21 protein-coding genes and 1 pseudogene are annotated in these 23,429 nt (G+C 46.0%); 12 read left to right on the top strand and 10 right to left on the bottom strand.

Annotated elements, in window-relative coordinates:
* Positions 1–321: 321 nt before the first annotated feature.
* The 3 genes from QT990_RS05165 (at position 322) to QT990_RS05155 (ending at position 2,093) form a co-directional block, all read left to right on the top strand.
* A complete protein-coding gene (locus QT990_RS05165; protein WP_333306546.1) occupies positions 322–798 on the top strand; it encodes an NAD(P)H-quinone oxidoreductase subunit N in 477 nt (158 codons plus the stop codon).
* A gap of 114 nt (positions 799–912) precedes the next feature.
* Positions 913–1,518, top strand: a complete 606-nt coding sequence (locus QT990_RS05160) for a VWA domain-containing protein (protein ID WP_333465004.1) — start codon at positions 913–915, stop codon at positions 1,516–1,518.
* 68 nt (positions 1,519–1,586) lie between these two features.
* Positions 1,587–2,093, top strand: coding sequence for a salt stress protein, Slr1339 family (locus tag QT990_RS05155; RefSeq protein ID WP_333465003.1), 507 nt, complete (start codon positions 1,587–1,589; stop codon positions 2,091–2,093).
* Positions 2,094–2,444: 351 nt separating this feature from the next.
* Here the strand turns inward: QT990_RS05155 and QT990_RS05150 are convergent, their stop codons facing one another.
* From QT990_RS05150 to QT990_RS05130, 5 genes are all read right to left on the bottom strand, one after another.
* Positions 2,445–2,984, bottom strand: coding sequence for a dCMP deaminase family protein (locus tag QT990_RS05150; RefSeq protein ID WP_190658002.1), 540 nt, complete (start codon positions 2,982–2,984; stop codon positions 2,445–2,447).
* Positions 2,981–4,306: a thymidylate synthase gene (locus tag QT990_RS05145; RefSeq protein ID WP_333465002.1), complete on the bottom strand. Its 1,326-nt coding sequence runs from the start codon at positions 4,304–4,306 to the stop codon at positions 2,981–2,983. Before QT990_RS05145 ends, QT990_RS05150 begins: the two co-directional genes overlap by 4 nt.
* A gap of 243 nt (positions 4,307–4,549) precedes the next feature.
* Positions 4,550–6,265, bottom strand: a complete 1,716-nt coding sequence (gene ltrA / locus QT990_RS05140; protein ID WP_445252009.1) for a group II intron reverse transcriptase/maturase — start codon at positions 6,263–6,265, stop codon at positions 4,550–4,552.
* Between the two features lie 782 nt (positions 6,266–7,047).
* On the bottom strand, positions 7,048–8,379 hold the full coding sequence (locus tag QT990_RS05135) for a response regulator (RefSeq protein WP_333465001.1): 1,332 nt from the start codon (positions 8,377–8,379) through the stop codon (positions 7,048–7,050).
* Positions 8,372–11,200, bottom strand: a complete 2,829-nt coding sequence (locus QT990_RS05130) for an ATP-binding protein (RefSeq protein ID WP_333306556.1) — start codon at positions 11,198–11,200, stop codon at positions 8,372–8,374. Before QT990_RS05130 ends, QT990_RS05135 begins: the two co-directional genes overlap by 8 nt.
* A 144-nt stretch (positions 11,201–11,344) precedes the next feature.
* Between QT990_RS05130 and QT990_RS05125 the strand changes: the two genes are divergently transcribed.
* A complete protein-coding gene (locus QT990_RS05125; RefSeq protein ID WP_333142834.1) occupies positions 11,345–11,548 on the top strand; it encodes a hypothetical protein in 204 nt (67 codons plus the stop codon).
* Positions 11,549–11,770: 222 nt separating this feature from the next.
* Here QT990_RS05125 and QT990_RS05120 read toward each other — a convergent pair whose 3' ends face one another.
* Entirely contained in the window at positions 11,771–12,394 is a 624-nt protein-coding gene (locus QT990_RS05120; RefSeq protein ID WP_333142835.1) for a Uma2 family endonuclease, read from the bottom strand.
* Positions 12,395–12,538: 144 nt separating this feature from the next.
* Here QT990_RS05120 and QT990_RS05115 point away from each other — a divergent pair.
* From QT990_RS05115 to QT990_RS05100, 4 genes and pseudogenes are all read left to right on the top strand, one after another.
* Positions 12,539–12,775: pseudogene (locus QT990_RS05115) on the top strand (HD domain-containing protein); the annotation flags it as partial.
* A 134-nt stretch (positions 12,776–12,909) separates the two neighbouring features.
* A complete protein-coding gene (locus tag QT990_RS05110) occupies positions 12,910–13,251 on the top strand; it encodes a hypothetical protein (protein ID WP_445300659.1) in 342 nt (113 codons plus the stop codon).
* A gap of 50 nt (positions 13,252–13,301) precedes the next feature.
* Positions 13,302–14,438 (top strand): ABC transporter ATP-binding protein, encoded by a 1,137-nt coding sequence (locus QT990_RS05105; protein ID WP_333142836.1) that lies wholly within the window; start codon positions 13,302–13,304, stop codon positions 14,436–14,438.
* Positions 14,439–14,984: 546 nt separating this feature from the next.
* Positions 14,985–15,383, top strand: a complete 399-nt coding sequence (locus tag QT990_RS05100; protein WP_333142837.1) for a hypothetical protein — start codon at positions 14,985–14,987, stop codon at positions 15,381–15,383.
* Between the two features lie 69 nt (positions 15,384–15,452).
* Here QT990_RS05100 and QT990_RS05095 read toward each other — a convergent pair whose 3' ends face one another.
* On the bottom strand, positions 15,453–15,686 hold the full coding sequence (locus QT990_RS05095) for a DUF4327 family protein (RefSeq protein ID WP_333255834.1): 234 nt from the start codon (positions 15,684–15,686) through the stop codon (positions 15,453–15,455).
* A 150-nt stretch (positions 15,687–15,836) separates the two neighbouring features.
* On the opposite strand from QT990_RS05095, the gene QT990_RS05090 reads away from it, so the two are divergent.
* Positions 15,837–15,995, top strand: coding sequence for a hypothetical protein (locus QT990_RS05090; RefSeq protein ID WP_333306560.1), 159 nt, complete (start codon positions 15,837–15,839; stop codon positions 15,993–15,995).
* 56 nt (positions 15,996–16,051) lie between these two features.
* Here the strand turns inward: QT990_RS05090 and QT990_RS05085 are convergent, their stop codons facing one another.
* A complete protein-coding gene (locus tag QT990_RS05085) occupies positions 16,052–17,851 on the bottom strand; it encodes a glycoside hydrolase family 3 N-terminal domain-containing protein (RefSeq protein ID WP_333465000.1) in 1,800 nt (599 codons plus the stop codon).
* Between the two features lie 373 nt (positions 17,852–18,224).
* Positions 18,225–18,671 (bottom strand): 30S ribosome-binding factor RbfA, encoded by a 447-nt coding sequence (gene rbfA / locus QT990_RS05080; RefSeq protein WP_333283387.1) that lies wholly within the window; start codon positions 18,669–18,671, stop codon positions 18,225–18,227.
* A 197-nt stretch (positions 18,672–18,868) separates the two neighbouring features.
* Here rbfA and QT990_RS05075 point away from each other — a divergent pair, with 197 nt between their 5' ends.
* The 3 genes from QT990_RS05075 to QT990_RS05065 all read left to right on the top strand — a co-directional run bounded on the left by QT990_RS05075 (position 18,869) and on the right by QT990_RS05065 (position 19,711).
* On the top strand, positions 18,869–19,072 hold the full coding sequence (locus QT990_RS05075; RefSeq protein WP_333464999.1) for a hypothetical protein: 204 nt from the start codon (positions 18,869–18,871) through the stop codon (positions 19,070–19,072).
* A 130-nt stretch (positions 19,073–19,202) separates the two neighbouring features.
* Positions 19,203–19,442, top strand: a complete 240-nt coding sequence (sipA, locus tag QT990_RS05070; protein WP_333101820.1) for a regulatory protein SipA — start codon at positions 19,203–19,205, stop codon at positions 19,440–19,442.
* A gap of 92 nt (positions 19,443–19,534) precedes the next feature.
* Complete coding sequence (locus QT990_RS05065) at positions 19,535–19,711, top strand: hypothetical protein (protein ID WP_333464998.1); 177 nt, start codon at positions 19,535–19,537, stop codon at positions 19,709–19,711.
* A 218-nt stretch (positions 19,712–19,929) separates the two neighbouring features.
* On the opposite strand, the gene QT990_RS05060 is transcribed toward QT990_RS05065, so the two are convergent.
* Entirely contained in the window at positions 19,930–23,295 is a 3,366-nt protein-coding gene (locus QT990_RS05060; RefSeq protein ID WP_333464997.1) for an EAL domain-containing protein, read from the bottom strand.
* Positions 23,296–23,429 lie beyond the last annotated feature (134 nt).

Below are 23,429 nucleotides of genomic sequence, written 5' to 3'. Positions count from 1 at the left end.
TCAACCAACAGCCTTCCTCGGTGTTTAAAATTTGAGTTTTAAATTTGGGAGCGAGCTTGTGGAAGTCTTGCAAGGGTTGAGATTCGCGGCTTTTTACCTGCTAGATCTCCGAGTTTTGTCTCGGTCTTGCTTGTTTGCGCCAGGACTTGAGCAGCAAACTACTCAGTATCCTTTACGGCGACAATTCACAATAGTACATGAAGTGTTTGGCGTTTGTCAAGGCCCGGATGAGAATTTTTCGGCTCAACTTTAGCATTTATAATATTTCCAGCTCGCAAGCAGCGATCGACCAAATTTTGATACAGCAGGAAACACAAATTTATGGGACTGATTACGACGGGATCTGATCTAATTCGGGATTTGGAAAAGTCGGGGTCGCTGGCCCTGTACGTTCCTTTAGAGGGAGGATTTGAGGGGCGCTACCTCCGCAGGCTGAGGGCTGCGGGCTACGGTGGGTACACGATTTCGGCGCGGGGTTTGGGTGATTTGGCGATGTATTTGACCGGGGTTCACGGCGTGCGGCCGCCGCATTTGGGCAAAAAAACTACTGGAAATGAAGGGGCTGTGGGTTATACGTACTTCGTGCCGCCGCTGTTGCAAACTCAATTAGACAATTTGCCGCCGAAAGCAAAAGGACTGGTGCTGTGGATTATTGAAGGGCAGATTTTGTCGAGTCAGGAGATTGAGTATTTGACTGTTTTGCCGACGTTAGAACCGCGAGTTAAAATAGCAGTTGAGATGGGGGGCGATCGAGCTTTTAGCTGGAAGCCACTTAAAGATGCTTTAGTTGCAGCTTAAATTCCGGTATTTGCGATCGCAAATCAACTAAAAAACGCAGCGAGCAACTAAAGCTCAACAGCTTCTGCTCGCTGGTTTTGATATTTTTGGAACTTAATTAACAGGAAAAATCTTATGCTTCAGAACCGCGATTATACCATAATTATTGACAAAAGCGGCAGTATGTACACAAAAGACCAGATAGGCGGTAAAAGTCGGTGGGCGCTCATGCAAGAATCGACGATCGCATTGGCGAATAAATGCGAAGAACTCGATCCTGATGGCATAACAGTTTATGTGTTTTCCGGTCGCTTCAAGCGATATGACAACGTAACAGCAGCTAAAGTCGTGCAAATTTTCCAAGAAAACGAACCTTCGGGGACTACGAATTTAGCTGCTGTTCTGCAAGACGCCCTGAACAGTTATTTTCAGCGCAAAGCATCCGGTAAGGCCAAGCTAAATGGGGAAACAATATTAGTGGTGACGGACGGGGAACCGGACGATCGCAAAGAAGTGATGAAAACCATTATAGAGGCTTCGCGGAAGCTCGATCGAGATGAAGAGCTGGCGATTTCTTTCATTCAAGTAGGGAATGCGCCGGAAGCTACTAAGTTTCTCAAAATATTGGATGACGAACTGCAAAGCGCCGGGGCTAAATTCGATATCGTTGATACTGTGACGATGGATGATATTGAAGGAATGACCCTGACAGAGGTATTGCTGAATGCAATAACTGATTGAGGAGGCGCGCGTCACGCGATTATATTTGTGCCAATTAGCCCAGCAGCATTTTTTAAGGGGTTTAAGTTATGGAATCTATCGATCGCCTGTTAGGTGAACTTAAGGCAGAGTATCAAGCATCTCAAAAAAATGCTGAGTTGAAAACTCAGGCGCCGGTGCCAGCACAAGCGCCTTTGCCACAAGCTGCAGTGCCGTCAAATCAAACATTTAAAACATCAGATATAAATTTGTATGCTGGTTCTTTGGATAAGGATTTAGCTCAAATTAAGGCTGAGTACGAAGCGCAAAATCAAGCTCAGGAAGCAGTTTCACAGCAACCGCTTAAGGCTGAGCACGAAGCACAAAATCAAGCTCAGGCAGTGGCTTCACTGGAACCGCAGCCAGCAGAAAAAGTGGCGGGGCAGCAGTTGGACGTACAAACGCACAGACAGAAAGTTAGGCAAGCTCAGGTTTGGCTGAAAAAGTTGGATAAAAATTCCGATGAGGGATATTGGTTCGATCAGTTTGCTTTTAAGTATTCTTCGAGGATAGATGCGGCGATCGACTATTTGCAAGCTGTGAATGAGTTTGATTGATTCAACTACACGGTATTCACAATTTCTAATGCCGTTTTTTGGTTAATTGCCATCTCTATTTTTTGTAAGGACACGGCAGTGCTGTGTCTTTGCAAAGGGTAAAATAAATATCATATCATGTCTGATCGAGCGATTAAAAGGGCGGGTTTTTGAGATTGTCAATTATTGGCAGATATTTTTGGTGAACCCGCCCCTACCGTATTAGGGACCGGACATAATATCCTGTGTATCACGCGGGATTTAGGATACGGCACTGCCGTATCCCAACAAATTACCACCAAATAAATATCATTTATAGGAACACAGCACATTTATTTCCTGTGGCTGCCACAACCACGTGGAGGATTGATCCTATACTAAATTTTTGGACACAGATGTAGGATTCAACAAAAACAAAGCCGCCTTTTTTGCTGTATCTTCAGATAGCTGAATTTGTTTTAACTCAACAATACCTTCACTGATAAAAGTATCTCTCAAAGCAGCTTTTTCTCCACTGTTAAAACTCGTTTCGTAAAACACTTCTCTAATGCCCGCCGCAATGACTAATTTCAAACAATAGATGCAGGGTTCTAAGGTGACGTAAATACTAGCCCCAGCAGTAGATATACCGTGTTTAGCAGCTTTGGCGATCGCATTTGCTTCCGCATGAACCGCCCTTGAGGGCAAAGTTTTGCTGGCGTCGCAACTACTCAAACCAGGATAGCAGAAGCCTTGAGTTGTACAGTGTGCCGAACCTGACGGCGAACCGTTGTAACCGGTTGCTAAAACTTGCCTGTTTTTAGTTATCACCGCGCCTACAGGAAAAGCCAGACAAGTCGATCGAGTAGCGGCCAATTTTGCCAACATTAAGAAGTATTCGTCCCAAGTCGGTCTTTCTTCTTCTAAATTCATCGTCTATCCTGGATGTATTGCTTGCTCGTTTTCAGACACTCGGCCGCCTTTTGCAATTCTATTCCCAAATAACCAATATGCTCGCCTTTGATGGCAGGGGAAGCCGCACAAATTTCTCGCACTAACTTGAGAGGGTTTGTTCCAGAATAACAGGTGACAACTTCGCCGCTGCCGGGAGTGGTTTGCGTGACAACTATTTGATTGTCGGCTACTTCAACTAAAAAATTGCCTGCTGCATCGAAAAAGTCTCTATCTTCGCAGATTTTAGCATATTGGGTTTGAATAAGTCGATCGGCATTTTCAAAGGTATCGTCATACAAGTGAGCCGATTGACTCAGCGTTACCAACGGGCCCATCGTCAAATTATAATCGGAACGCCTCGCAATTTCATCTCGAATGTGCTGCTGCAAAGCCCGCAAACCCATTGCATTGGCCGGCCAAGCCGCAAACATATCGTTACTGCGGAGAGTTGCAGTTAGCGATATTTCCTCATCCACAACTCGCACCCAAATGTGATTTAAACAAGGACTGCCACTGTGCTGGTGGTCGGAGGAACCGTCAGGTCTTCTGTTGATATTTCCGCCTGCATCCCACAAACTAATTACAGCACTTGCCGCGTCAATTTCCTTAATTAGTTTGGCAATAACTTCTTCGATTTGATCGCGTCCAAACCACGACCGCATCCGCTGTGCGTAAGTATATTTAATGCCTTCGTTATAGGGGGCATCTTCCAGCATTTGCGGTTTGTACTGTTCGAGGAAATCACGGTCTATTGGTAAGTAATTTGGTTCAGGGAAATAGAACTCCGCAGGTTCATCTGTAATCACTGCCATTAAGTCGATTAATTCTTGCCACTGTCCGTCGTAACCAGTCGGCCGTAAGGTGCCAGTGGTCTTAATTCGGTGGATGATTTTTACCCAAGTTTCGGCGATAGTTTTGCCTTCGATTCTGTGTCCGTATTTCTGACCGGGGAGTACAGTCGGGACGATTTCGACTAGCGGAAAAGTTACGGGTTCTCCCCAAGGTTCAACAGATTCTTTTTGGGAAAAAGACTTGACACAGCTCACAGTTTCTGCTATATATTTGGCTTCTTTCCATTCTATTGAATGACGCAATAGTTCTAAGGCTTCTGCTGCTATTTCAATATCAATGTAGCCAAATATTGAAGATTTAATTAGCCAGCAATCTCTGCCAGTATCGCTTTTGCCGGCTTCAAATCCGTTACGAAAAAAGTCGAGCAAGCACGCGGCAGCACCGGAGTTGCTGTCTTCTTTAGTAGCGTTGAGAATTACTAAAAAGCGGACGTGGGGATTGCACAGCAAGTTTCTAATTAAGAAGTTGATGCCGCGAGTAGGAGAGTATAGTTGTCCGATGACAGCAAACTCGTTGGGTTGTAATTTTTTGCCGATCGCACTTTTTACTGTCCAGCCACTGACAATGGCTGTTTGCCCCGTTCCGTTAGAGTCGATAGGAGCGTTACCACTCCTACCTCTCCTTCAGAGCCGGACGTGAGACTTTCACCTCATCCGGCTCCTTGATAATTCCATCCTTGTTATGGATACGATTCAAAACGGGTTACTGTCATAGTTCTTTTGGAGGCAACTATCGTTCGCCGTCTTTGTGTCGTGGCAATGTCTATGTAAAAGTTGAAGATTATCATAGGTGTTTTTTCCACCACTCGAAATCGGATTAACATGATCAACTTCTACAATATCCGTACTGGTAAAGTACGAACCACAGTGTGAACAGATACCCTTTTGTTTCTTGATTAAAGATGCAACTCTTTTAGGTGTATCTGGGCTTTCGCCACGTCGCTTACTCCAGTAAATCCAGTCTCCATCAAACGGACTAGCAACACCCTTGACTTTTGTATGCCTGACGATTGGCGTATTTGCATGGGTGAGTAATTCCAATCCATTCTCGGTACTGAAACACCAATTACGGTCGCCTGACTTTCGCCAATATTTCTCGATATTGATGTTCCCTTTTCCCCTGGTTTTTGCCCAAGCTCTTAATTTTTCCCATGTTAGATGGTCAACTTTTGAGAAGGTATCCTTACTAACGACTGTGGAGTAATAGTTTGACCATCCCCCGACGATTGGATTCAGCTTGCTAATCAGGGCTGCTTGGGGGGCAGTTTTATGGGTGTCTATTACTTCGGCAATCTTGGTTAGATGTAGCTTTACCTTGGCTTTTGAAGGGGTGATTAGTGTTTTAAAACCTAACGGGATTCCGTTTGAACTATTGGCGCTACGGTAGTTTCCTACTTTGTGCTGCTGTACATGGAATCCTAGAAACTCAAACCCAACATTACCGTTAATTTCAATAAGGGTGTGGGTTAATTTTGTTTTGGTTGGTTTTAATTCCAATCCCATATCATTCAACCACTCTGCTATGATCTCTTGACATTTCTTGATTACGTTTAAATCCTCATGGATTATCACAAAATCATCAGCGTAACGGATTAGGCTAAGGGCGAAGCGATTTCTCGTTTTATCCCCTTTCCATGTCTCTGCGTACTGTTTCACTCTTTCTTCCATACCATGTAAGGCAATATTTGCAAGTAAAGGTGAGATCACCCCGCCTTGTGGTGTACCATCATTGGTAGGGAATAAAGAACCCTGGTCACAGTACCCTGCCTTGAGCCAAGCTTTCAGTTGTCGGTTTAAGGTAGGGTATGTATTTATTTTTGAGATCAATGCTTCATGGTTTATACGGTCAAAGCATTTAGCTATATCAGCATCTAGCACATATTTGGCTTTTTGGTTGATACAGTTGTATATTGCTCCAATCGCATCGTGACAGGAACGCCCTGGTCTAAAACCATAACTGTTAGGCTCAAATTTTGCCTCCCATTCAGGTTCTAACGCTAGCTTAACTAGGGCTTGCAAAGCGCGGTCGTTGATTGTGGGTATTCCTAATGGTCTAGTTTCAGTCGTTCCAAGCTTGGGAATGTTTACCCTACGAGTGGGTTTTGCCTTACCTGTTAGCTTCAACTTTCCTGCCAGGTTACTACGTTGCTTTGGGGTCAACGATTTAACGCCATCCACGCCAGCCGTATTTTTGCCCTGGTTGTCTTGTGTTACCCTACGAACTGCGATACATTTTGCAGACCAAGACCTAATCAGGGTCTTCTGAAGTTTGCGAACTGCTTTAACATCACCACGTTCACTCGCTTGGAATATTCTCTTTTGCAACTTAAAAGTTACCCTTTCTAGCTTGCGCCAATTCAGGTCTTTCCACTCCACCGTCTGATTGTTCAGCGTATTAGATTTATTCATTGCTAATTGTTTTATTCCTTTGGAATTACCGTGTATCCGTCAGCATATCCTTACCATTACAGCAAGGCATTCGCTTCTGATACAATCCCGCCCCCAACTATCATTCGTTAGCTACTTACTGGTTATCGACCTTTCCCAGAGATAATTAGGGGTTACTTCGTTCCGATTACACATTGATTGAGTCTTTAGCGTGATACTGTCCACCGGGATTACGGGCAGTGCTTATAAGTCAGATTTGCAGCTACTTATGCCCTATCCTTGCCTTTTGGCTTGGTGTTAATCAGTCTTTACCGCGTTTTTCAACGGTTTTATCCATGATTTAGCCATTACACCATTTCAATTAACGATGGTTCAAACGCATCTTTGCTTTCGCTACGCATGGACTCTTGCTCGACAGTTACCGGGTTCGGCTCCTAGTAGTTCTGCCTTTTATCCCCGCTTTAGTCTAATGGTTGCTACCCAATAAACTAGGGGATATGCTTTCACCGCTGCACTTGCGGGATAGGACTTGACTCACAGAGTCTCACCTACAAATGTAACCAGTTATCACCAGTCTCATCAACTGGGCTAACCTTCCCATAAGCTTTTTAGCTTATTTTAGGTTAAACGAATCGCACGCAAATTAATTGATTTGGTTTGTATAGGGGTTTGTACTCAAATTCATTGACGAGATTTGTGGCTGTCATGGTTTACCGTTTTTTGCACCGCGTACTACTATATCAATAGTTTGGAGGGTTTGAAGAGGCGATTAATCATGTTTCTGCTGCCCCTGCAACGATTTGTTATACTGCGTCAACGCAGATCCTTGCCTGAATGTCTTTTACAGCGATCGCCTTCAGCGGAATTGAAATCACAAACTCTGTACCTTCACCTAAAGTTGAGTTAACTTCTAGAGTTCCAGAGTGTTTCTCGACTACGATTTGACGAGCGATCGCCAATCCCAGCCCTGTTCCTTGCCCCACGCCTTTGGTGGTAAACAGATGCTCAAAGATTTTTGGCTTCACCGCATCCGTCATGCCAATCCCATTATCCTGAATTCGGATCACTGCCTGAGATTCCGACAAGTGGGTTTTGACAGTAATCTGGTTGGGGTTGGCTTTGATATGAGCAAAACTGCGTCCTTTATTTGATTCCTCAAGGGCATCGATCGCATTTGCCAGCACATTCATAAATACCTGATTCAACTGTCCGGCAAAGCATTCTACCTGTGGCAGATCGCCATAGTCTGTGATGACTGCAATTTCCGGGCGACATTCGTTGGCTTTGAGGCGATGCTTGAGAATCAAGATTGTGCTGTCAAGCCCGTCGTGGATATTGTAAGGAATGGGGCGATCGCAATCCGAACGCGAGAAGGTTCTTAAACTGGTGCTGATTGTGTGAATGCGATCGACTCCTTCTTGCATCGAATCAATTAACTTGGGTAAATCCTCTTGTAAGTATTCCAAGTCTATTTCCTCCAGGAACTCCTGTAGCGTGGCACTTGGATAAGGGAGTTCTTTTTGGTAGAGAGCGATAACTTGAAAGAGGTCTTTTATACAATCCTGAGCGGGTTTCAGATTACCAGCAATAAAGCCAAGCGGGTTATTAATTTCGTGCGCGACACCCGCCACTAAATTGCCCAAAGCAGACATTTTTTCGGTGTGGACTAACTGAAGCTGAGACTGTTGCAGTTGTGTGAGTGCTGCTTCTAAATCAGCGGTTTTCTCAGCTACACGCTGTTCGAGATTTTTAGTTAACTGCCGTAGCTGCAAATGAGTTTTTACCCGTGCTAGCACCTCCTGTTCTTGAAAGGGTTTGGTGATGTAGTCCACAGCACCCAGGACAAATCCTTTCACCTTACTATCGGCATCGGAGAGAGCGGTCATAAAAATGATGGGAATACTTGCGGTTTTCGGATCTGCCTTCAGACGCTTGCAGGTTTCAAAGCCGTCAATTCCTGGCATTTGAACATCGAGTAAGATCAGATCCGGAGGATAAGCTTGGACTCGCTTAAGAGCGCGATCGCCATTGATTGCGGTTGCTACTTCGTACCCCGCATCACTTAAAGTTTCACAAACTACTTCTAAGTTTGCAGGGGTATCATCCACTACCAGAATTAATTCAGGACTAGACATCGGCTTTCTTCTCTGTGAGATGTTGTTGTAGCAACTCTTCAATCTCTTCGGCTTTAAATTGCTTGGCCAACTGAAGAATTTTTGAGGCAAAATTAGCGTAGCGAGGGTTAGATTGAGCAATATGCTCTGTGTGCGATCGTAGCCGTTTTAAGTTGCCTTGTTGTGCCAATTCTAGTAACTTTTTTAAGTCTACCGCAGAAGGAATAATCATCCCTTCTGGGTTCTCTAATGCAGTGGTTGGAGTGGATGGTTCAGACTCGTTGGAGCCTGTCATTTCATATTTCCATTTTAATTCCAAATGAGTGGCTAAGAGGTTAAATAATTCACTGACTTCCACTGGCTTTGCCAGGAAATCATTTCCCCCTGCATCTAAACTCATCTGTCGATAGGCTTGTGATACTGATGCAGAAGAGACTACGATCTTCTGGTGTTGCAAATCCTTTGCACTCCGAATTTGTTTGAGCAGTTCAAAGCCGTCCATGACTGGCATTGCCAAGTCTGTAATCACTAAGTCAGGTTGAGACTGTCGTATTTTTTCCAATCCTGCTTGTCCATTTTCTGCCTCACTAAGTTGGAATCCTAGCGGCTCTAACAAGTTGACCAGAACGGCTCGGTTTTCCCAACGATCGTCTACTACAAGTATGCTGCGTCGTTGTCCTTCGTAACCAATAATTTGTTTTCCTGTTGTGAAGGAGTTTTGCTGTACCCAATCGGTGGCGATCGCCAGTTCCACCTCAAAAAAGAACTCACTCCCGACTCCGGGTTGGCTGTTAACTTGGATTTGTCCGTTCATAAGTTGGACAATTCTTTGGCTAATTGCCAGTCCTAAACCGGTGCCCTCGGCTTGGCGCTGGCGATCGCCCACTTGTTCAAAAGCCTGAAAAATTTTCTCCAAATGATTGGGCGCAATTCCTACACCCGTATCCTCAACTTGAAATTTGAAAGCAGGAGTGGATGGATTGGGAGGATTCTCAACTACGGCAACCTTGAGCGTGACAGAACCTTTGTCGGTGAATTTAATCGCATTTCCCACCAAGTTGAGTAACACCTGACGCAGCCGTTTTTCATCGGCAAAAATCCCTTCAGGCAAATGTGGATCGGGCTCGTAAACGAAGCCAATGTTTTTTTGGTCGGCACGAATGCGGCAGATTTCAGCGACACCTTGGAGGAATGAGGGAAAGTGAATCGCTTGAAGTGCGAGTTCTAATTTACCGGCTTCAATTTTGGACAAGTCCAACACATCGTTAATCAGCGTCAGCAAATGAGAACCACACTGGTGAATGATTTCTACCCCATGACGTTCTTTCGCTGGCAATGCGCTGCTGCGGTTGAGGATTTGAGCATAGCCCAAAATACCGTTGAGGGGAGTGCGGAGTTCGTGGCTCATGTTGGCAAGAAATTCGCTTTTTGCTTGGTTTGCGCCATCGGCTACCAGTTTTGCTTCTTTCAGTTCTGCGGTGCGTTCCTCAACACGGCTTTCCAGTTCGATAAAGGAGGCTTTGAGTTGACTCGCCATCTGATTAAAGGAATCTGCCAGCGATTCTAATTCACTAATGCCTTGCACCTGAAGTGTTTGATCCAACTGTCCCGAACTAATTGCCTGACTGGCTTTTTGTAGCTGCAAAATCGGTTTGGTAATCCAACTCGAAGTAAAAAGACCCAGTATAGTCGTCACCACCAAAGCCCCTAGACACAGCAAAATTGTGGTGCGAGTATTGGCATTGATTTGTGCCATGAAATCTGATTCAGGCACTACAACGACGCTGAACCAATCGATACCTCGTTCGTCTCGAATGGCGGAAACCTGCACGAACTGCCGTTGGTTGGCCAGCATAAAATCAAGCTGTTGATTCTGTGCAATAGCGTTGAAGTTGCCAAATCGATCGAGGATGGCTTGCGCGGTGGTACGAATTACAAGATTTTCAGACTTGACGGCAGGAATTTGTTGCAACTCCTCATTTTTAAGATCCAGAATGTAAGGCTGTTTGATCATGGAACTGGCAATCAGATTGCCCGATCGATCTACGATAAACGTTTGTCCCGTTTGACCCACCTTCAACTCGCTCAGAAAACGATGAATCTTGTCCAGCCGAAAGGTGCTTTTTTGCACCCCTAGTAACGTTCCATCGCGATTGTAAATCGGCTGGGATAGAGCCAGCGTAGCCGATTGATACGAACTGCTGACGTAGGGCACAGATGTCCAGGCTGATTTTCCAGCTTTCTGTACAACTTGATACCAGGGTCGAGTCCGAGGGTCAAACTCTGCCTGAGTTTTGAGCAGTGCGACTCGTTGACCTCGATCGTCAAGTTTGTAGAATTGGCGTTGAGGTAGACGCGCTTTGTCACTGAGGCGAGAAACGATGCCGTCATTGATTGTTGTCTCTAGGGCAATATTCATTCCATCCTCTAAACCAATTTGCACGTCTTCGAGGGTATTTTGGCTGACTAACCGCCACAAAGTTCGTTCCAGTTTGGTGAAATCTGTTAAATCAAGCTGACTCTCTTGGGCGGCAGCTACGATCACTTGTCCGGCAATATAAGGTTTTTCCACATAGTTTAGAACTTGCAGGTTGAGGCGATAGCTCATCTCTTGTCGTAACTGACTGGCAACTTCATTGACTGCCTTCTGTCCATTTCTCAGAGAAATATATCCCGTTAATCCAACTGCTGCAAAGATTTGTACAACAAACGGGACAATCAAGAGCGATCGCAGGGAAAGTTTGCGCTTAAGTTTAAATAGATTCAGGGATGAGTTTGGCAGAGACATGGTAGTAGCTTCTCTATAAAATAGACTTTGAGGAATTGCTAGCTTGATATTCAATCCACCTTGGTAAAGCTTTCAAGGCGCTTAAATTCCTGCCTAGACACCGACGCTAACAATTAATGTCGTACCTCCAACCAGCAGTCGCATTAGCAAGCTGCAAGTGGTTTTCTCTTTCTCACGCAACTGCAACAATCGCCCTCGTTGGTTGATGTGCCGTTGGTTGCTGGAGTGGCTGGGAGACTGCGATCAGCGGGCGATCTGTTAGCCGAGTGTTTTTTTAGTAAATCGGGCGATCGTTCTGGCTCAAATTTAAAGGCGATCGCACTCCACCAACAATCTCTCAACCTCATTCCAATGGAAGACTACCGTTTACAGAAAATCCCAAAGAAAGCCCTGGGCTTTTAGTCGTGGGATGAATCTGCTTACCCTTTAGGGTCAGTCCTTTTCAGTCTATGCCGCAGTCCCCTAATTAGATGTTAACTGTATCAATACTTCAAAGTTACCTGTAGGTCGATCTTAAACTCGATTTGATCGTTCCCACATTCTCATTAAACCCAGTCTTAAGCTAAAGTTTCTCACCGTGAGTTTCTCTTTTTAGGATTTTAATAAATTAGTTTAACAAATACCTCAAGCCAACAATTCACTCACAGCTACGCTAAAACCTGCAAGCACACTTTGAGTGTTAACAACTTCATCCGTATTAAACAACCGCCAGCGTTGCCCTGCATTGACAAATATTAATCTAGCTTCAGGAAACAACAACCAAACTTCTAAACATCCCGATTCCAAATATTCCTGAGCTTTCGCAAATAACTCTTCGCCGCTATCTTCCGGAGAAGCAACTTCCGCTATCAAAGGAAAACTTTGGGAAAATGCTGTAAAATTGCCTGATTCTGGCAGCAGTTCAGGAGTAATGTAAGCAACATCGGGACGGCGACCCTGTTTGTTAGTGCGGCAAAGTATTTCGGTGAGAACTTCTCCTCCCTGTCCGCTGGAGTCTTTGTAATTTCCCCAGTAACGGGCTAATTTAGATTGAGCTAGACTGTGCTTGAATGTCATTCCTGTTTTCTCCACTAAGTTGCCGTCAACCCATTCCATTCTATCAGCAGGTCTGACTAAAAAATCTGCCAGAGATATGACTTTTTTAGGCTCAGATTCTGGCGGAATTTCTGGTATGTTTTCTAATTTTTGCGGTAATTCTGGCTCGGAGTTTTGGTCGGGATTTTTTGGTATAATTATAGTAGCTGTCATGCTCGCAACCTCGGTTTAACGATTATAAATTTACAAGCGATCGCTCTCGATCGCATTCGATGACATGATTGAAATTGGTAGATTTTGTCTTTTCAACTTAGCCGGACAATTTATATATCATAGCAATTCAGAAAGGTGACTTTCATGATTCTCTCAAACCGTTTTTCAGAAGCCCTCACCTATGCCGCCGAATTGCACGCTACCCAAGTTCGCAAAGGTTCCGGCGTGCCCTACATTGCCCATTTGTTGGGCACTGCTAGTATAGCTTTAGAATATGGGGCCAATGAAGATGAGGCGATCGCAGCTTTGCTTCATGATGCGATCGAAGATCAAGGCGGCGCCACCACCCGCGAAGCCATCCGCCGCCGCTTTGGCGATACCGTCAATCGATTTTAGATTTTAGATTTTAGATTTTAGATTGAAGAATTGACCCCACCGATAAATTCGGGGGGCAAGTTTCATCAGATACAGGTTTTTTATTTCTGGACGGATGAATCACGTGGCGGGTATCCTGGATGCTTTCGGTCACAGCGATTGTAGACGGCTGTACCGACAGTGACGCGACGCCGAAACCCCCTTGGCGTCAGCGAAAACAAGCTTATATCGATCGCATTTCTACGGCTTCTGCCTCGGTCAGATTAGTCTCGGCTGCTGATAAACTTTATAATGCTCGATCGATCCTGAAAGATTCCCGTCAATTAGGAGATACTGTTTGGGAACGCTTCAAAGGCGGCAAAGAGGGTTCTCTCTGGTATTATCGTTCTTTAGTAGAAGCATTCCGCAAAGCTGAGTTAACGCCTATAGTTGAAGAATTAGACCGCACAGTTTTAGAATTGGAACAGTTTTCTGAACGCTGAAAGATGAAGGTAAAAAGCACTAATTATCAATTACCAATTACAATTAAAAAATGGCAAATGTTCGCTTAGAAAATATTACCCGACGCTACCAAAACGTCACCGCGATCGAAAACATCAGCTTCAAAATCCCGGACGGGGAATTTTGGGTATTAGTCGGGCCCTCCGGCTGCGGGAAATCCACAATTATGCGGACAATTGCAGGTTTAGAAACCGCTACTTCCGGCAATCTTTACATCGGAGATAATTTAGTTAACAACATTCCGGCGAGACAGCGGGATGTAGCAATGGTGTTTCAAAATTACGCGCTTTATCCGCACATGACTGTCGCAGAAAACTTGGCATTTGGATTGCGGATGCGGAATGTTGACCCGACTAAAATTCAAGAACGAGTCGAAACAGTAGCCCGATCGCTCTCGATCGACCATCTCCTCAAACGTAAGCCCAAACAGCTATCAGGCGGACAGCAGCAGCGGGTAGCACTGGGAAGGGCGATCGCCCGCGAACCGAAAGTATTCCTTTTAGATGAACCGCTTTCTAACCTCGATGCTCAACTGCGAGATGACACTAGAGCCGAGCTTAAACAACTGCATCAACGGCTGGGAATTACCACAATTTACGTCACCCACGACCAAGTGGAAGCGATGACTTTAGCGGATAAGATTGTAGTCTTAAATGGGGGAAAAATTCAACAAATTGGAGACCCGCAAAGCATTTATGCGAAACCAGCTAACCGCATGGTTGCAACATTTTTAGGCAATCCCGCCATGAACATTTTGCCGGCCATTTATACTAACGAATCCTTTCAAATAGGAGAGCAAGCTTTAGCCTGTCCGCCCTCGATTCAGAAAAAATTGCAGGCGAGAGAAGGACAAGGATTTGATTTGGGTATCCGTCCAGAAAATATAGAAATCTTTACGCCACAAACAGTAGAAGATGATGATGATTTGAAAACCGATGTTTGGGCTTTAGAAAAAGTTCCCCTCGATGTAGAGGTAAAAGTAGTGGAACCTCTGGGGCGAGAAACTTTAATTCGGGCGAGTTTGCCTTCGGGGAGCGCTGAAACTACTGTACAGGTGCAAGTACCTGCGAGTGTTCGCTTGCGATCGGGCGATCGGCTGACGGTACAGCTTGACTTCGATCGACTATTTATATTTGACCCTTCCACCGGTGAAGCGCTGTATCCTTAACGGGCTTGAACAGGACTTACGCACGGGTAATCAGCCACCGCAATACGCTTGGGTTAACACTGTTAATTCCGGGCGAGATCCCCCTAAATCCCCCTTAAGAAGGGGAGTAGGGGTTGACTTTGAACAACTTCTTGTCCCCCCCTTCGTAGGGGCGGTGCCAAGAGTGCCCGCCCTCTTGGCTAGGGGGGATCAGTCTTATCTGAACCGTATTGAATCAGCCACCGGGGTTTTTTTAGTCGCCGTGCCTAAGTCCTCTTCAATCTAAAATCTAAAATCTAAAATCTAAAATAGACTGAGCCTTCCAGTGGGAAAGTCTCGATTCGTAGTTACAAAAATTTACACTTGACATTTATTAATTTACCAAGTAATGATACGATTAGTATTGGCACAACGACAAAACGTCCCCCCAAAAGCTGATATTTCCTGAATCGGGGCGATCGCGACCCACAACGCCAGCATCTTCGCGCTAAGAAGCGGCTTTACGCCCTCACTTGGGAGCAACTGGCGAACCCAAAACTCAGAAAAACGTTCTAGCGGCATTTTTAGATGAATCCCGACAACCTGCCTCAAATGCTGCAAACAGGATTTCACCTAACTTTAGGTGCAACTTCCTTTTTAATTGAGACATTGCAAGATCCCCTGAAGCGAGAAGAAAATCTTGACAAACTGAAGTCAGATTTTGGCCAGCTAGCCGATGATCTGCTGGAAAAAGGAGAAATGACTGAGCGAGAAGCCCGGAATTTTGTAGATACTATTTTCTCTCAACCGGGCGATCGGGAGAATGCAGACAGCGAATCTGTCTCGTCCAAGCAATCAGATGCAGCGACTGATGCTCCTCCCGAGTCGGTTGTACAGCCTAACGTAAAGCTAGAGATTCAAGAATTAACAGCACACATGGCAGCGCTCAGAGCCGAGTTGGAAAATTTGCGCGCCGAAAATTCCTAGTATTAAAGAATCAAGAGTCTTTAACACAGCCGGAGTTTACTTGCCAACTTAATTTAAGAGAACCAAACTTTAGTCATTTTCCCATTTTTCAGAACCGATCAGGTCGGCGATGCGATCGCGCAGCAAGAAGTCGCATTTTTCTAATTCGCACTCTACACAAGCCCATTCCCGGGGGGGAATGAATTGGCACAGCGTGTAGATAGGCTGTTGGCGGCTCAGCACGCCCTCGTGGACGAGGTGACGCGCTTCATCTTGGATCACATCTAAAGAGTATTGGATTTGGGGAATAGTGGAGTGAATCATAATGCGCCCTCAATGTTTTACTAAAAAAATTTATGGCCCTGGTAATAATATAGTCCAAACTTACGAATATGGAAGTTAAATTTTGTCCGTATACAGCTATACAATTCACTGCCGTCAATTTAAAAAAATTATAGGAACGATCAGTAAGTGATGGGATCTGTCTTAGGATGTGGAGAAGCAGCACATTTTCCCCACAAGCAGGCGGATCTGCTGGAAAGCTCTATTGAGAACTTAGGAACCCGCGTCCAATTCCCGGTTTCTGGATACTTCGCCACCAAAGGCAGAATTTCTCGCGAGAAACCGGGTTGATGAATTTCACTCCTAACGCAGCAAGCAACAAAGGAAAGATTCCGAAGTCGGGCAACTCAAGCATTGCCCTTTGCGTCAATGCCGAATAGCACTTCTAGAACGATAGATTGCGCTGCCGGCATCTGCCCAAAACAAAATACATAGGGAATACTCGGAGGCAAGTGTGGCAAAAATTGCTCTAAAACGTAGGGACTGCCGTAAATTAACACGGCTTGCAGTTCTCCCGTTTTTAATAATTTCTTAAACCAATCTTGAGCTGCTTCGGTCAAACCAGCACTGCCTCGGAAGCAATTGCCGCGAATGAAAATTTGCAGCAGTGTCGGAGAAAAATGCTCTGCACCTGTATTATCAGCGATCGCCCCTGTGCGATCGTCAATCAGTTGCAATTCGTAACCAAACTGTTCGGGAAGGGCGATCGCCGGAGTGTGGTTTCCCAAAAACTCGCACCCCAAAACATCATCTACAACAATCAAATTCCGCAAAAGCTGGTTTTCTGCTGGTTTTGCCACCTGCAAAGGTAGATTGCCGCCAAATTTCAAAGAATCTCGCAAAATATCGGCAGCAGTGGCCCTTGCCTGGGGAGTTGCCAGCAAACCTAAGTCGATCGACTCGATCGATTCTAAATTCTTGCTCCCCCCCTTAGCAAGGGGGGGTTGGGGCAGGGCTTTTTCATTCTCGGTAGGGGCCGTGCCCCCGTGCCGGTCCTCTTGGTCTGATCTGCCGATCGAATCCTCTAGGTCGGGGGTAGGCACGGGGGCACTACCCCTACAAAATTCATGTTTTTGGTGAGAATGAAACAGCCCTGGGGGTTGGGGGGGGTCAGAAATCGGCAAACCCACCTTTATTTTCGCTTTCCAAATTCGCTTGACAGATTCCTTGATTTGTGATAGTGGAATTCGCCCTTGAGTGACAGCTTCGCAGACAGCCAGAATCGCCCCTTCCGGGTCAAGCGGCATCAGCAAAACATCAGCACCAGCCTGGGCCGCCAAAACAGCAGCTTCATTAGCGCCGTACTTATTGGCGATCGCACCCATCACCAAAGCATCCGTCACGATCAAACCTTCAAATCCCAACTCTTCTCGCAGCTTCCCGATCAAAATTTTGCGAGAAAGAGTAGCAGGAAACTCCGCATCCCAAGCCGGAATCAGCAAGTGAGCACTCATCACAGCATCGACCCCAGCAGCCATCGCCTCAACAAAAGGAGGCAACTCAACCAGGGCTAATCTCGCTGGCGAATGCGGCAAAACCGGCAATTCCAAGTGAGAATCAACCGCCGTGTCCCCGTGACCGGGAAAATGCTTAGCTGTAGTCAAAAGCGGGTGTTGGCCTGCGCCGCGAATAAAAGCAGCGGCTAATTTCCCCACAATTTCCGGTGTCTCGCCAAAAGCGCGGACGTTAATCACAGGATTGTCGGGATTGTTGTTAACATCAACCACCGGTGCGAGAATCCAATTTAGACCGATCGCCCTAGCTTCGATCGCAGTGACAGCGCCCATTTGTTCAGCATATCGATCGGCTTTACCTGCATCCTGCCGCGCCACTTCGGCAATCGCCATCGGCGGCCCGAACCAAGTTGCCCCTGCGAACCGCTGGCCGACACCTTCCTCAATATCAGCCGCCAGCAACAGCGGAAACTTAGCCCAAGACTGCAATTGGTGCGATCGAACCGCCAACTCTGCAGCACTTCCCCCCACCAAAATCACCCCACCGACGCCCAAATTTTCCAGATAATAGCGGAGTTTGCTAGCAGTTGGTTCCCATTCGGGATAGCGAATTTGGTGGTCGAACAAGTAGCCAGAAGCGCGCACCACGAACATCTGGGCTACCAGTTCTGGTAAGGAAAGATTGTCAATCATGGGAAATTAGGAATTGTTGACTGTTGACTGTTGACTGTTGACTGTTGACCAAAATTTTGGGTACAAGCCCCGTCATTTTATGACGGCTTTCTCTTGACACATTCTGGAATACTATGTTAAGAGAGAAATGGCAACGCGATAAAACGCCTAGATAGCCAATATTGGGTTCTCCCCGTCTACAATGCTCAGCTACGTGCGACATAGTGTAGGAAAGAGGAACAAACAATTAAGTAAATCATTTCAAATGCGGTCGGGCAGTCCGTGTGCGCTTGTGGACGTATCCAAACAGGGGATTAGCAATAATCAAGCGAGAGGACGGATGAAGCAAGAATCCCCACACCTTTAGGTTGGGGAGTGTCAATACCTTCAGACACTAATCCTCGTCTGCTTCTAAATCCTCATCATCATCATCATCATCATTTTCATTGCCATCGGCCAATTCTTCGTCATCAAACATACCTGGTTTGCGATCGGCCGAAAGCTGATTCAGCAGTATCAACATTTTATCGCCCCGTTCCAAAGAACGGTCTTCGAGAAAAATCACTTCCGGCGTCCGGCGCAGTTGCAATCGTTGGCCCAACTGGTTGCGGACGTAGCTAGTTGCAGATTTCAAACCCTCCATAGTCTCAGCCTTTGCCTCATCAGTACCGTAGATGCTGACAAAAATTTTTGTATGCTGAAGGTCTCCCGAAACAATTACATCGGTAACGCTAACCATACCGGCACCTACCCGGTCGTCCTTAATGCCGTTGAGCAACATCAGGCTGACTTCCCGCTTAACCATTGAAGCTACGCGCTCAATGCGACGACTTGTAGCCATAACAACTATCCCCTACTTTTAGATCGGCCGTTTTCATCCCAATAGACAATTGTAGCGCGATCGGTCAGGGGTGTTACGGGCGATCGTCCAAGTTAGGGGTGAGATACAGCTTAGAGGAAAAAAATGTTTGATTGCCTATAGGTGAATATATAGCTAATATAGAGAGGTAGAGTGAGAGACAGCTTAGAGGAAAAAAAATGTTTGATTGGATTGTCAAAACCGTAGCCGATGCTTCAGGGGTAACTAACCAGCTAAAGATAGCTGAATGGGCAAGATTGAACAGAACTAACCCTTTCGATATGGGAGCCAAAAACTACCAACGATGTATTCATGACTTAGAGTTAGGGGGAAAATATTATGAACTTGAATATAACGAAGATGGAACCCTAAAATATCAATAGTTTGGCAAATACTTCCTTTAATTACGCTTCATAGTTCTTCATTTTATTATCATCCCTAATTAATCACTCAAACAGAAACATTCCTTGTTAAAATTCCTTTATCGCCGTGTTTTCGTAGGGAATAAAACTCATGGAAAAAGAATTTACAATCGGTCAAAAAGTCCGAGTTGTGGCGATGCCGCCTTACGTCAAAACTGCCGAACCGATGCCGATGCTGCGGCCTGCGAATTTAATTGCGATCGGCGCTGAAGGCGTTGTGATCGATCGCCGTCCCGGCAATTATTGGGGAATTCGCTTTGAAAAAGGTGCTTTTCTCTTAGACAGTCAGTACATTGAAGCGGCGGAAACTACTGTAGAAGGTAATGGGTAATGGAAAAGGGGGAATGGGGAAAATTAATCTGATAGAGCAATCCTCCCATCATTTGTGAATTTCTTACGGACTCCCAGGGGGTTCGGGGAGGGTTGGGATGGGGAGCATCTCACCTTTGCAGCCCTCCGCTAGAAATTGGAGTTTTGAGGCAGGAGGAAGAAGGAAAGAGGAAGAAGGAAAGAGGAAGAAGGAAAGAGGAAGAAGGAAAGAGGAAGAAGGAAAGAGCCAGAAGAAGGAAGGAGCCAGAAGAAGTATTTTTACAAATATGAGATGCTCCCGTTGGGATGGGGTAAACAAATCACGAGTCCTGCAAGGATTGGTCTATAAAATGCGTTAGTATCAGAATTATTCATCTCTCTCTTCTCTTCCTCTGCGCCCTCTGCGGTCTCTGCGGTTAAATCATTCCGATCCCTTTTTCTTGTTCCCTCAACATCCCTCCCTTAAATCCGTTAAATCCCATTGCTTGCTCGTTGCCCAAGGTCCCTCTTCAAGAAACCAGCTTAGCCTCAAAAGCCAAAGAATTAACAGGAAACTCCCCCAAGAATTCCTCTAAAATCGGAGATGTGAAGTTACAAGGTTGAGGCTTGCCCAAATGATAACCTTGAGCGTAATCTACCCCAAGTTCATTTAGTTTATCCATAATTTTTTGATTTTCAACATACTCGGCAATAGTTTTAATTCCCATGACGTGAGCGATTTTGGTAATAGCTTCCACCATTGCAACATCAATAGGATTATCGACAATATTCTTAATAAAATTGCCGTCTATTTTGAGATAATCAACCGGCAAGCTTTTCAGGTAAGCAAAGGAAGACATCCCGCTGCCGAAGTCGTCCAAGGCAAACTGGCAGCCTAGTTCCTTGAGTTGCCAAATCAAGCTTGCTGCCTTGCTGAGATTACCGATCGCCACGGTTTCGGTAATTTCAAAACAAATTATTTGCGGCGGTATTTGATGGATGGAAAACTGTTCTTGAATAAACTCGATAAACTTTTCTTCGTTGAGGCTGTCCCCAGAAAGGTTGATTGAATAAATGGTGGGATATTTGCCAAATAAGGATTGCGGATTAGACAAAAGAGAGCAAGCAGGGAAGGTAACTATTTTATCGCTGCCTACTCCAGGGTCTTGGACTAATAAATTGGCCGTGAAAATTTTAGATAAATTGCTAAATAAAGTACGAATTACCCAGCGGTCGATCGCGTGCATCAAGTTGTAGCGTTCTGCCGCCGGAATAAACGCCATCGGCGACACCAACTCACCAGTTTCCAACCGGAGGCGCAGGAGGATTTCGCAGTGGGTTCCGGTGGTTGGAGAATTGAGCAAAGGTACGATCGGCTGAGAGTACAAGCAAAAGCGATTCTCTTCTAATGCTTGATTAATTTGCACCACCCACTCGGTTTCGCCGTGCTGTTTGATTAATTCTCGATCGCCTGCTTGATAAACCTGTACCCGGTTGCGACCTTTATTTTTAGCAGCGTAGCAGGCCATATCGGCCGCGCTCAAAATCGCAGATGTCGATGCTGTTTTGGGATTGATTGCTACCAAACCGATACTGACGCCGATCGAAAAAGTTTTGTCCTGCCACGCAAAGCGGAATCCCTGAATGCTTCGCAGCAGCGTTTCAGCAACGTTCAATCCTCGTTCGACGGGACGATTGTACAGGAGTACAGCAAATTCATCGCCGCCGAGACGCGCCAAAATATCGGTTTTGTGGATATTGCTTTTAAATAGCTGGCTGACTTGGCGCAGCAGTTCGTCCCCTGCAGCATGACCGGAGGTGTCGTTAACTATTTTGAAGCGATCGAGATCCAGGTAAAGCATCACGTGTTCTTGCCCGTAACCTTGAGCGCCGTGTAGGGCGTGCTCTAGCTGGTACTCAAATTCCCGGCGGTTGACTAATTGCGTCAGAGGGTCATGAGTTGCCTGCCAGGTGAGTTGCCGCGCTTGAGTTCGCACTTGGGTGACATCTCGGAACACAACGACGGCCCCGACAATTTTGCCGCTGCTGGCGTGGATGGGGGCGACGCAGTGGTCGATCGCAAATTCGGTGTGGTTGCGGGCAATCAGCAAGCTGTTGTGTCCTTGGTCAACAATCCGACCTTCGCACAAAGCGATTTCGGCGATATTTTCGATCGGCAGCCGGGTAGTTTCGTCAACTATTCTCAGCACGCTGGCGAGGGGCAAACCTTTAGCTTCCAATGTAGACCAACCAGTAAGTGTTTCGGCAACTGGATTAAGGGTGGAAATGCAGCCGTCGGCGTCTGTCGCGATTACGGCATCGCCGATCGATTGTAGAGTAACATGAGCGAGTTCTTTTTCTTCAAAAAATGCTTGTTCCATGCGCTTGCGATCGCTAATATCCCGCTGCACCGACACCCAGTGGGTAACGTTCCCGGAGGTGTCGGCAATAGGTACGCTGTTGAGTTCCACCCAATAAGTTGAACCGTCTTTGCGGTAGTTAATCAATTCTAGGCGTAGGGGTTCTCGGCGAGAGAAAGCACGGCGAATTTTATCGACTTGGGTGGGGTCGCTTTCTGGGCCGCGCAAGCAACTGGGGGTTTGTCCGATGATTTCTTCGGGTAGGTAGCCCGTCATTTGGGTAAAAGCTTCGTTGGCATAGATGATGGTGGGGTCGGAGATATCGCTGTCTCCGGCATCCATAATCACGATTGCGTCGTTAGCGTTCACTACAGCAGATTCTAAAAGGTGGAGTCTGGCCTCGGCCCTAACGCGGGTAGCAATTTCGCTTTCTAATCTGGCGTTAGTCAAGCTGAGGGATGCGATCGCTTTTTGCAATTCCCTAGTCCTTTCTGCCACTGAATCGTGCAGAATATCTATCGCCCCGGACATTTCCATCGGGTCAAGTACGCGCAGTATGTTGGTTTGAGTAACTATTCCCAGGAGTTCTCCCTGTTCCCCCGTTACTACCAACCTGCGGACTAAACGCTGGTGCATTTCCTGATGAGCTACCCACAGCGAGTCTTCTTGCTTGAGGCTAAATAAGGGGGTACTCATCACAGTTTGGGCGATCGTTTGCGACAAATCTATATCTAAAGCTTGAAATTCCACAATATCCCGTTCTGTGACGATACCTACTGGAATCGGGAACGGTAAATCCCTCGATAATTCTGTTGATTCGGTAATTACCACGCAGCTAACGCGGTGCTCGGCCATCAACTCGGCTAAACTCATAACTGACGCGGAGCGAGGTGCTTGAATGACTTGTGCGGTCATTACTTCTTTCACGCGGCGCATTTTTAAGATATTTGCCGGTTTCAGCATGGCTTGGCGAATGCTTTCCGGGGTAATTACTCCTAAGAGTTGACCTTCACTATCCACTATTGGCAAGTGCTTAATTCTTCGTTGCCCCAGGAGAATTAGGGCACTGAAAATGTCTTGAGTCTCGGATTTTGTCAGAGTTGCTGCCGGCTGCCTCATTACTTCTGCGATGGTGACACCTTTTAAGTTTTTGCCCGAGGCAATCAAATCGACAAGATCCCTTTCTGTAAAGATTCCTTGCAAGTGAGAATGTGGAGCCGAGTGCGAGGATAATTTTAAGAGTGATTTTTCCACGACAAAGACGCAGATACCTGTCGCGTCTCTGCACGCGCTTGAGGTGGGGGGATTTGCGATTTCTGTTAGTGGCTGATAGATATCGGTTGGTGGAATGTCTGCGTTTAGAGAGCAAATTCCGCGCCGTTGGCCCATCAGGGTAATTACTTCTGCTAGTGGGGTATCGGGCGCAACTGTCAAGGGGTAGCGGTCTATTACTTGAGCTAAGGTTGGCAGATACTTGGAGGAATCGTTTTTGAGCATATTTAATTGAGTTTTGCGATCGCGTAGACTCTGCGACATTCCAAAAAAGTGCTGATTTCCAAGCACTAGGTGGATTTTTACGGCGCTGCTGAGACCTAATTAAAATTTATTGTTAAAAATGCAGCCGAGCTTGGGCCGGGGATCGGGGCTGTGACTGCTTTTCCTCTACCTAT

Origin of the sequence: Microcoleus sp. T3_B1, assembly GCF_036700445.1 — a bacterium.
In the GTDB taxonomy this organism is placed as follows: Bacteria; Cyanobacteriota; Cyanobacteriia; order Cyanobacteriales; family Microcoleaceae; genus Microcoleus.
The sequence above is the reverse complement of the archived record's forward strand: the minus strand, read 5'-3'. Positions and strand labels throughout refer to the sequence as shown.

What these genes read in the sequence shown, in the direction of transcription:
- QT990_RS05165 (WP_333306546.1), top strand. Translation starts at nt 322, where the DNA reads ATGGGACTGATTACGACGGGATCTGATCTAATTCGGGATTTGGAAAAG.
- QT990_RS05160 (WP_333465004.1), top strand. Translation starts at nt 913, where the DNA reads ATGCTTCAGAACCGCGATTATACCATAATTATTGACAAAAGCGGCAGT.
- QT990_RS05155 (WP_333465003.1), top strand. Translation starts at nt 1,587, where the DNA reads ATGGAATCTATCGATCGCCTGTTAGGTGAACTTAAGGCAGAGTATCAA.
- QT990_RS05150 (WP_190658002.1), bottom strand. Translation starts at nt 2,984, where the DNA reads ATGAATTTAGAAGAAGAAAGACCGACTTGGGACGAATACTTCTTAATG.
- ltrA (WP_445252009.1), bottom strand. Translation starts at nt 6,265, where the DNA reads ATGAATAAATCTAATACGCTGAACAATCAGACGGTGGAGTGGAAAGAC.
- QT990_RS05135 (WP_333465001.1), bottom strand. Translation starts at nt 8,379, where the DNA reads ATGTCTAGTCCTGAATTAATTCTGGTAGTGGATGATACCCCTGCAAAC.
- QT990_RS05120 (WP_333142835.1), bottom strand. Translation starts at nt 12,394, where the DNA reads ATGACAGCTACTATAATTATACCAAAAAATCCCGACCAAAACTCCGAG.
- QT990_RS05110 (WP_445300659.1), top strand. Translation starts at nt 12,910, where the DNA reads ATGCTTTCGGTCACAGCGATTGTAGACGGCTGTACCGACAGTGACGCG.
- QT990_RS05105 (WP_333142836.1), top strand. Translation starts at nt 13,302, where the DNA reads ATGGCAAATGTTCGCTTAGAAAATATTACCCGACGCTACCAAAACGTC.
- QT990_RS05100 (WP_333142837.1), top strand. Translation starts at nt 14,985, where the DNA reads ATGAATCCCGACAACCTGCCTCAAATGCTGCAAACAGGATTTCACCTA.
- QT990_RS05095 (WP_333255834.1), bottom strand. Translation starts at nt 15,686, where the DNA reads ATGATTCACTCCACTATTCCCCAAATCCAATACTCTTTAGATGTGATC.
- QT990_RS05090 (WP_333306560.1), top strand. Translation starts at nt 15,837, where the DNA reads ATGGGATCTGTCTTAGGATGTGGAGAAGCAGCACATTTTCCCCACAAG.
- QT990_RS05085 (WP_333465000.1), bottom strand. Translation starts at nt 17,851, where the DNA reads ATGATTGACAATCTTTCCTTACCAGAACTGGTAGCCCAGATGTTCGTG.
- rbfA (WP_333283387.1), bottom strand. Translation starts at nt 18,671, where the DNA reads ATGGCTACAAGTCGTCGCATTGAGCGCGTAGCTTCAATGGTTAAGCGG.
- QT990_RS05075 (WP_333464999.1), top strand. Translation starts at nt 18,869, where the DNA reads ATGTTTGATTGGATTGTCAAAACCGTAGCCGATGCTTCAGGGGTAACT.
- sipA (WP_333101820.1), top strand. Translation starts at nt 19,203, where the DNA reads ATGGAAAAAGAATTTACAATCGGTCAAAAAGTCCGAGTTGTGGCGATG.
- QT990_RS05060 (WP_333464997.1), bottom strand. Translation starts at nt 23,295, where the DNA reads ATGTCGCAGAGTCTACGCGATCGCAAAACTCAATTAAATATGCTCAAA.